This window comes from Klebsiella sp. HN106, assembly GCF_051209435.1.
Lineage (GTDB): Bacteria > Pseudomonadota > Gammaproteobacteria > Enterobacterales > Enterobacteriaceae > Klebsiella > Klebsiella oxytoca.
Genome location: NZ_JBLURD010000138.1, coordinates 1 through 366 on the forward strand (window position 1 = coordinate 1; position 366 = coordinate 366).

The 366-nt window shown below is 65.6% G+C and carries 1 pseudogene; it reads left to right on the top strand.

The features are described 5' to 3' along the window. Positions 1-66: 66 nt before the first annotated feature. Positions 67-366, top strand: a pseudogene (locus ACSIPU_RS30685) (sodium-extruding oxaloacetate decarboxylase subunit alpha); the annotation flags it as partial.

The window sequence follows — 366 nt, forward strand, 5'->3', positions numbered from 1 at the left end:
AAGCCGGTGATTGCCGCCGCTCTCCACCACCATCGCCGACTTAACCCTTAATTCACGGAGGAATCCATGACCGTTGCCATTACCGATGTCGTCCTGCGCGACGCCCACCAGTCCCTTTTCGCCACCCGCCTGCGCCTCGACGATATGCTCCCCGTCGCCGCTCAGCTCGACGACGCGGGCTACTGGTCCCTTGAGTGCTGGGGCGGCGCCACCTTTGACGCCTGCATCCGCTTCCTCGGCGAGGACCCCTGGGTCCGCCTGCGCGAGCTCAAAAAGGCCATGCCGAAGACCCCCCTGCAGATGCTGCTCCGCGGCCAGAACCTCCTCGGCTACCGCCACTACGCCGATGACGTGGTGGAGCGCTTC